6 protein-coding genes are annotated in these 8898 nt (G+C 59.2%); all 6 read right to left on the reverse strand.

The features are described 5' to 3' along the window. Positions 1–2: 2 nt before the first annotated feature. Positions 3–2162, reverse strand: coding sequence for a pectate lyase (gene pelA, locus CHB83_RS24050; RefSeq protein WP_245855272.1), 2160 nt, complete (start codon positions 2160–2162; stop codon positions 3–5). A gap of 28 nt (positions 2163–2190) precedes the next feature. Next, complete coding sequence (locus CHB83_RS03980; RefSeq protein ID WP_045689142.1) at positions 2191–2529, reverse strand: cupin domain-containing protein; 339 nt, start codon at positions 2527–2529, stop codon at positions 2191–2193. Positions 2530–2618: 89 nt separating this feature from the next. Next, complete coding sequence (locus tag CHB83_RS03985; RefSeq protein WP_045689143.1) at positions 2619–4469, reverse strand: RagB/SusD family nutrient uptake outer membrane protein; 1851 nt, start codon at positions 4467–4469, stop codon at positions 2619–2621. A 30-nt stretch (positions 4470–4499) separates the two neighbouring features. Next, a complete protein-coding gene (locus CHB83_RS03990; RefSeq protein ID WP_089331726.1) occupies positions 4500–7754 on the reverse strand; it encodes a SusC/RagA family TonB-linked outer membrane protein in 3255 nt (1084 codons plus the stop codon). Positions 7755–7794: 40 nt separating this feature from the next. Further along, positions 7795–8625: a 5-dehydro-4-deoxy-D-glucuronate isomerase gene (gene kduI, locus CHB83_RS03995; protein ID WP_045689144.1), complete on the reverse strand. Its 831-nt coding sequence runs from the start codon at positions 8623–8625 to the stop codon at positions 7795–7797. Positions 8626–8712: 87 nt separating this feature from the next. Then, a partial coding sequence (locus tag CHB83_RS04000) for an SDR family oxidoreductase (protein WP_143436983.1) occupies positions 8713–8898 on the reverse strand: 186 nt, incomplete at its 5' end.

Genomic DNA, 8898 nt, shown 5'->3' on the forward strand with positions numbered 1-8898 from the left:
CGTTATTGTTTGCGGCCCAGGGTGGGCGTAGCGTTGCTATTCCATTTCTGCTGCCAACGCGGGTAGTCGCGGTTGAGCAGCTTTTCGGGCCAGGTACCGGCATAAGCGTAGCCGGTGCGTCGCTCGTACTCTATTTCGGCCAGCGTAGCATGGGGCTGGGAATCGCGGCCCACGTAGATGGGTCGGTTGGTGTTGAGGTCATAAAAACGAGCCCAGATGGTAGCATTGGCCTCCGGCACGATTACCCGGTCGAAGCCCTTGGGCTGCTTGGCGTCGGGTTGGTCCTTCACGGTGTACCCCGTAATCTTCACCATTTGCAGCCACGCCACGGCCGCCTCTATTGCTTTCTTAATAGCTGGCGTTGGGCTTTCTGTGTCCATCAGAAACTGCACGATAGACACGGTTTCCATACCACTCAGGGAAGGCAGTTCAAACGCACGGGCCTTCACTGGCAGCAGGGTTTTCTCGTCGTGTTGGGCGCACCAAGCCGTGAGCTTCCCTTTTTGCACGTACTGGGTTTTCAGCATGCAGTCGATGCCCCGGTTTACGGCGGTGGTGGCAGGGGCTACCAGGGCGGCGTCTACTACCTCCAAACCGTTGGCGCGGCGGCTCACATCACGCAGCACCTGCAAGGCCCGCACCATGGCGTTGTCGTTGTAGGTAATCTGGTGACGGTAGCTGCTCAGGTCGGGGTAGTACTGGGGAAAGCCGCCGTTGGCATACTGCATTTTCAGCAGGTAGCGGATACCTCTCTCAGCCGCCGCTTTATAGGCAGCGTTAGAAGTCGTTTGAAACGCCTTCACCAGGTAGCGTATTTCCCGCGTGGTGGCATCGTTGTCGATGGTGGCATCGTTGCGGCCGGCGTCGTCGCGGGTAGCGGCTTCTTCGGCCACGGTCATGGCGTGGTCGTACTTTACTTTGATGTTGTTCACCATCTTAGGCCAGCCACCCACAGTCCGCTGGTACAGCAGCATCCGCTCGGCCACCGAGTCAACGCTAGCCGCAGGGGCTGGTGCAGCACTAGCCACGGCCCCGCCCGATAGCGAAGCCGTAGCGGGCCGGGCCGAGTACCGGTCGGGAGCGTTTAGGTTAGATGGCTTGAGCGGCACCGTAGCTGCCTTGCCCGATTTTGGATACCACCGACCACCAAAGGTCCAGTCGGCCCCAATTTTACGGGCTTTCGGAGCGCCCTGCGCCGCGCTCAAGTTGTTTTTAAACCACGCAAAGTCGCCGCCCTGCCGGTGGCAGTTCTGGTAGTACACCCGGCGCCCCCACTGCTTAGCCCCGGGCCCCGACTGAGCCCAGTATATATCCGCGTCGGCCATGTTCTGCCCGAAGGTGCAGTTCACGAGGTAGAACTGAGCTTCCCGGTGAAAGCGCCCTAGCTTGAAGCCTGGGTCCCCCTCGAAGGAGCAGTTCTTCAAGACCGTCTTGGAGTCCTGATCCGCGGAGCCATCGTGCCAGATGGCGGCCGAGGTGTTGTGGCAGATAAAGCGGCAGTTTTCCGCATAAGCCCAGCCCCGGGGGCAGTAGAAGTCTACCCCGCCCTCCATGGTGCAGTCCTGAAAGTAATACAGGCCCGCATCCACGTCCCAGGGGCTCACCGTGTCGCCGCCCAGGGCCCGGAAGGTGCAGTGCTTCACCACAAGGCGGGTAGTACCGGGCATGGTACGCAGCGCCATTTGGTGGCCGGTTTTGCTCAGGGTTTTCTTTTTGGTGGGCTCCGTGGGGCAATCAATTGTAACGGGGCCGGTGGCATCAAAGCCGAAGCTGTTGATTACCGTGAGGTTTTCTAATGTGATATCGGGGGAGTTGCGCATGTTCAGAGTAGCTACGCCCCAGTCGTCTTGGCCCGCAACGGGGTCGCAGCGCCACGCGTCGCGGGCCTGCGCAAACGTCAGCACCACGCCTTTTTCGCTCTGGCCTTTCAGAATGATGTTCTGCTTGCCATCGAGAAGCACTTTCTCACGGTAGGTGCCATTTTTGATGTACACCGTCCGCGGCTTGGTTGCCTCATTGGGCAAGCTGTTGATGGCGGCTTGGATGGTCCGGAAGTTTCCCGAACCATCCGCCGACACCGTTACCTGCTGGGCCCGGGCCGATAAGATTCCCATTTCCCCAACCCCCACCAGCAGGAACAGGTAGCTCACTAATTTTTTCATGGTGCAACGCGCAAACAGCATCGGGCGATTACACAAAGTCTTCCCGCATGGGACTGAAAGAATCCAGCAGCACGCCTGCTTCCAGGCACTCTACCCCGTGCCACACGTCGGGGGCGGCGTAGAACGTGTCGCCCGCGCGGAGCACCCGTTCTTCTTCGCCTACCGTGCACCGGAACACGCCACTTTCCACGTAGGTAATTTGGCTGTGCACGTGGTGGTGCCGGGCTCCTACCCCCCCAGCTTCAAAGGCCACTTTCACCAGCATCAGGTCGGGACCATACGCCAGAATTTGGCGTTGCACGCCCACCCCTACCGTTAGCCAGGGCAGATGAGAAGTTGTAGAGAAAGCCGGTTGTGCAGAAGTCATAATCTCAAAAAGGAAGGATGTGGGGAGTGCAGCCAGGCCTAATGCGAAATACTAGGATTTCACACCGCTAGCTTTCATGTAGTCACCTGCTAATAGCCCTGATTTTGCTTTAATGCCGGATCAGAAGCCAGGGTGCTTTGCGGAATTGGAAGCAATTCTTTGCCTAAGCCCGGCACGTACTCGGCGGCCAGGCCGCTGCCTACGCTAGCAGCCGTGGTAGTGCCCAGGGTGTAGGAAGTGCCAGCGGGGCGCAGATTTGCGAGGTAGGCTGCATCAATAGCCTGGCGCCAGTTTACGCGCACGGTACCCGTAGGGGCAGCCGTATTGCTGGGTGAAGGCCGGTAGAACGAGCGAGTCCACTGCACGGGGCCAGCAGCCGGCGTTTTGTAGTACATGTACTGGGGCACGTTCTGATAAGGAGCCTGGTTTTTGGCCAGCTTCTCAATCTCCGCCTTCACCTCCGCAATTTTAGTAGCAAACAGGTTCCAGCGGAGCAGGTCGTACTTACGAATGCCTTCGCCACCAAACTCAAGGTAGCGCTCATTCACAATGGCATTGAACATGGCTTCTTTGGAAGCCATATTCAGGCCTACTGCCGCTTTGGCGGCACTACCAAAGGCGCGGGTGCGCACTTGCAACAGGGCGTCTTTAGCCGCCTGCGTGGGGCCGTTTAGCTCGTTTTCGGTTTCGGCAAACATCAAGACCACATCCGCAAATCGAATAAGTGGCCAGTTGTAGCCCAAGTAGTTGCTAGAGCCCGTCACCAGGGGCACGTGCCAGTCGCGGCGGAACTTGCCGTCCGTTACCACATTCAGGGCCACGCCCGAGAAGAACGTGCTGGTGCTGGCCATGCCGTAGGGCGTTAGGGTTACGTCGCGGCGGGTGTCCGTCGAGTCGAAGGCATAGAAATAGGTAGGTGCAATGACCATGGCGCCCTGGGTAGAACCATAGGCGCTGGAGGCGTTCTGCAAGCGTGGGCCATTGTAGTAGCCCTGCTTGCTGTCGGAAGCGGCCGTGGAGCCACCTGCACCTACCTGGAACATGATTTCGTTGGCTACATCGGCGCGCTGCTGGTTGATGCTCTGGAATACTTCCAGGAACGTGGTGTTCAACTTGTGCTCGTTCGGACGTGCCATCAGCTCGGCGCACTCCTGGCGGGCAATGCGGTAGTAATCCAGGTAGTCGGCGGGGCGCACCATCTGCACTCCTTGCAGCGAGTAGCCGCCCCGGTAGAGGGCCAGGCGGGCCCGCAGGGCTTTCACGGCACCTTTCGTGATTCGCTCGTTGGCAGTACCCGCGGCAGAGCGCCACGGCACCAGCTTTTGAGCTTGGCCCAGGTCGGCAATGAGGCGGGCCAGGGTTTCGTTGCGGTCGGTATTGGGCAGGTTGAAGTTCTGGCCCGATACCGAGGGCGTAAACTGCGCCGGCACATCCCCCCAGTTGCGGATCAGCTCAAAGTAGTACTGCGCCCGCAGGGTTAGAGCCTCGCCGTGCAAGCGGTGCAGCGCAGCCGTGTCGGCCGCCGAACCGCTAGTGTAGAGTGCCATCTGTGGAATCTGCTGAATACAAATGTTGGCGCGCTCCACACCCTGGTACAGCTGGTTCCAGGGGTTGGTAATTTCGGTGTTGGTAGCCAGGGCCTTGTAGCGCGCAATGCTGCGACGCTGCCCATCGGGGGCACCCGGCGAGCCAATCATTTCATCAGTATCTACGGAATAGTACAGGCTGATGCGCTGCCCGTACCCGTTGTCGCCCGAAAGGGGGTCGTAGGCGCCAATAACGGCGGTAGTGGCGCCAGCTACTGTGCTGAATATATAGGAAGTGGTATTGAGCGCCACCGGCTCTACATCCAGGTAATCTTTGCAGGATGACACCAGCCCGGCGGTTCCCGTTAGCGCCACGGCGGCAGCTACGGCCCGAAAGGGGAATAAGGATTTCATATGCTGAAGTGGGAAAGCAGTGGGTGGGAATTACAGGGCCAGGTTCACACCCAGCAGGAAGGCCCGGCTACGAGGGTAGGCGGCATAGTCAACCCCAGGCGTGAGCGGCGACGAACGGCGGGTGTTCACCTCGGGGTCGTAGCCCGTGTATTTGGTGAAGGTGTACAAGTTGTTCAGGGTCACGTAGAAGCGCACCTGGGTCATCTTCACGCGCTGAATTAATGGTTTGGGGAGGGAGTAGCCGAGCGTCACGTTATTGATGCGCAGGAAAGAGCCATTCTCCACGGCCCAGGAGTGCAGGAAGTAGCGCTGGGTAGGCGTCCAGATCTTGGCATTCTGGTTTACCTCGCGCAGCGTGTTGAGGTCGGTAATGCGGGTGCCATCGGCGTTGATGGTGCGGTACCGGTCTTCCATCACATCGAGCACGTTGCTGAACACGGTGTTGGGCGTGTTCGTGGTGAACTCAATCTTGTTGGCGTTGTACACATCATTGCCCAACACAAAGTTGAGGAAGACGCTGGCGTCGAAGTTCTTGTAGGTAAACTGCTGGTTCAGGCCGCCCGTCACCTTGGGGTTGGCATTGCCGATTACCTTCTGGTCGAGGTCGTTCACGGTACCATCCTCGTTCAGGTCCTTGAGTTTGATGACACCCGGCTGGGCCACCTGACCTACTGCCGTACCCGAGGGTAGCAGCCCCGACTTAGGAATCCAGAGGTTGGTAGCGGCATCAAAGCCCTCGAAGTCATCGGCGGTGTAGAAGCCGTCGGTCACGTAGCCGTACATTTCGCCCACTGGCCGACCCACTACCGCTTTGTAGTCGGCCGCCGAAGCGAAGTTCGAGCCCGCCCAGCCCGAGTTGATGCCAGCAATTTCGTTGAGGTTTTCGCCCAGGCTTTCAATGCGGCCGCGGTTCATGGAGGCGTTGGCAGTAGCCGTCCAGGTGAAGTCGGGTGTGTTGAAGATGGTGCCCGTCAGTTGCAGCTCTATACCTTTGTTTGAGGTTTTGCCTACGTTCTGCAACTGGCTGGTATACCCCAAGAAGGGTGGAATGGGCCGGTTGATGAGCAGGTCGGTCGTCGTGTTATAGTAGATGTCGCCGGTAAACTGCACCCGGTTTTCCCACAGCGCTAGGTCCACCCCAAAGTCGCGCGAGGTCGTTACCTCCCACTTCAAATTCGGGTTGGGCAAGGTAGTAGCCGAAGCTCCCAGCACTTGGTTATGGTTGAGGTAGTAGGGCGCATTGCCGGCCGCAAACAATTGGTTGTACAGGAAGTCGCCGATGCGGTTGTTACCTGCCTGCCCATAGCTCAAGCGGAACTTCAGGTCCGAAATACCGGAAACGCCCGTGAAGAAATCTTCCTTGGAAATACGCCACGCGGCGGAAGCACCTGGGAAGAAAGCCCATTGGCTTCCCGATCTGAACTTGGACGAGCCATCTGCCCGGAACGTACCCGTAAACAGGTACTTATCGTCGTATGAATACGTTAGGCGGCCAAAGCCCGAGAGCTGGGTGTAGTCCTGGGGAATGCTCGTGCTGGGCAGCACTGGCTGGGCCGTTACGCCCGTGGGCAGCACGCCCTGGTTGATGTTGGCCCAGGCCCGCTCGGCCGTAATGTCCAGCGGCAGGTAGTTGGTTTGGATGTACTGCTGGCGGTTGCGCTGCTGGTAGGTTTCCTCGCCCAGCAACAACCCAATCGCGTGCTTGCCCTTGGTGAGGCTATAATCCAGCACGTTGGAGTTGTTGAGCGTTACCTGGGTGCCCGTGGTAATGGTAGCAAACGGCAGCTCGTTGTAGCCACCCGCAGGCTGGCGGATGGTAGGTGAGTTGCGGCCGTTGAAGGTGTTTAGCTCGGTGTTGTTGATGTCGAAGCCAGCCGTGGAGCGAAACACGAGGCCCTTGGCCAAATCCAGGGCTATGTTGGCCCCCACATTGAAGGTGCGGCGCTTATCATCCCGAAACTCGCTTTCAATGGCGACGATAGGGTTTACCAGAGACGAAGTCGTGAAGAACTCCGGGTCAAACACGTTCGGGTCGAGCAGGACGCCGCTGCTGCGGGGCACCGACAAGGGTAGGTACTGTACCGCGTTGCGTAGGCGGGAGGTGGTGTTGGAACCCGAGCTGGACGTTCCAGCGCCGGTGGATTTTTGGTCGTTGAAGCGCACGTTCAAGCCGATGCGCAGCTTCTCCAGCGGCTTGGTATCGAAGCGGAAGTTCACCAAGTTGCGGGTGTAGCCCGATGCCCGCTGAATGCCGTCTTCGTCGTTGTGGGTTAGGCTCAGGGAGTACGTCGTGCCCTTCACCCCACCCGATACCGACACGTTGTGGGTTTGCTGGAAGGCGTCGCGGCCGAAAGCCTCATCCTGCCAGTCGAGGAAGGGTGAGTTGCGGGCGCGAGCAAGCGTATCGCTTAGGTAGTTGGAGCTACCAAACAGCTTCTCGTACGAGTCTAAGCCGGCGCTGCCAGTAAGACCTACCTGCTGGGCCCGTTCAAACTGATAATCGAGGTAGTCGGCGGGCTTGAGCACGCCCAGCTTCTTGCTGATGCGGCGGAAACCGGCAAAGCCATTGTAGCTAATAACGGTTTTGCCTTCGATGCCTTTCTTGGTGGTGATGATTACAACGCCGTTGGCACCGCGGGCACCGTAAATGGCGGTAGCCGACGCGTCCTTCAGCACATCCACCGAGGCAATATTCTGGGGCGCAATTACGGCCAGGGCATTTTCAATCTGAATGCCATCTACCACGTAGAGCGGCGAGTTGTCCTGGGTGATGGAGCCACCGCCGCGCACCCGCACGCGCACGTCGAGGTTGCCGGGCGTACCTTCTGAAGAAGTAAGCTGCACACCAGCCAAACGACCCGTTAGAGCTTCGGCGGCGGAGTTTACGGGAATATCCTTGATCTGCTGAGCACTGACGGACGACACCGAGCCGGTTACGTCGCGGCGCTGCACGGCCTGGTAGCCAATTACTACCACGTCGTCCAGCGTCTTGCTGTCTTCCCGCAGGGTCACGTTCAGGCTAGTGTTGCTGCCTACTGCTACTTCGTAGGGCAGGAAGCCGATGTAGCTAAAGCGCAGGGTAGCATTTTCGGGCACGGGCAGGTCGAAGCGGCCTTCCACGTCGGTGGAGGCGCCCGCGGTAGTACCCTTTACCACTACCGTGACGCCGGGGAGTGGCTCCCCTTTATCCGACTTAACGACGCCTTGCACGCGCCGCTGCTGCGCCCAGGCTGGTGCCGCCACGCACGCCAACAGCGGCGCCAGCAACAGTAGTTTTCTTTTCATGACAAGTGTGGGAATTTGGTATTGGGAAGGTGGGTGCTTTTCAGCGCAGTTCTGTGATGGACACGGGGTCCATATCGGTGTATTCTTGGTTTTCGCCACCCATACCCCAGATGAAGGTGTAACCGGCCGTACCGCAGCCGGAGTGAATAGACCACGGCGGCGAGAGGATGGCTTGCCCCTCTCCCACCCAGAGGTGGCGGGTTTCCTGGGGCTGGCCCATAAGGTGCAGCACGCGTTGCCCCTCAGCCAAGTCAAAGTAGAGGTAGGCCTCCATGCGCCGGTCGTGCACGTGGCTAGGCATGGTGTTCCACACGCTACCCGCGTGTAGCTGCGTCAGGCCCATCACAAGCTGGCAACTTTGGATGCCCTCCAGGTAGATGTACTTATAGATGGTGCGCTGATTGGCCGTTTCCAGGGCACCCATGGTCACGGGGGTAGCCTCGGCCTGGGTCATGCGGGTAGTAGGATAAGCCGCATGCGCAGGCGTAGACAGCAGGTAATACTTGGCAGGTTGCGCGGCATCGACGCTGGCAAAAGTTACCTCACGAGCATCCTTGCCCACGTACAGGCAATCTTGGCGGCCCAGCTCGTACAACATACCGTCTACCGTGACGGTACCGGCCGCACCGGTATTGAGGATGCCCAGTTCGCGGCGCTGCAAAAAGAACTCTGCCTTTAAGTTCTCTGGGCAGGGCAAGCTAATGGCCTCCGTGGTGGGTGTGGCGCCTCCCACAATCATGCGGTCGTAGTGGGTGTAGACCAACTGAATTTCGCCGGGCACGAACAGGTTTTCCAACAGGAAGTTCTCCCGCAACTCGGCGGTGTTCATTGCCGCAGTTTCGCGGGGACCAATAGCGTAACGCTGAATCATACTAGGAATACTAAGCGAATGAAAGTAGGAGGCAGTGCCTTTGGAAGCAGGAGTGGGTACACCCTCCTGCTCGGTTAACAGGTAACCTTAGCGGCCCATCCAGCCGCCATCGACGGTGAGGATGGTGCCATGCACGTAGTCGGCCGCGGCCGAGGCCAGAAACACGGTGGGCCCCTTAAAGTCCGCGGGCGTGCCCCAGCGCCCGGCCGGAATGCGGGCCAGAATGCTCTGGGCACGGTCCGGGTCCTGGCGCAGGGCCTGCGTGTTGTCGGT

Origin of the sequence: Hymenobacter mucosus, assembly GCF_900188255.1 — a bacterium.
GTDB lineage: Bacteria > Bacteroidota > Bacteroidia > Cytophagales > Hymenobacteraceae > Hymenobacter > Hymenobacter mucosus.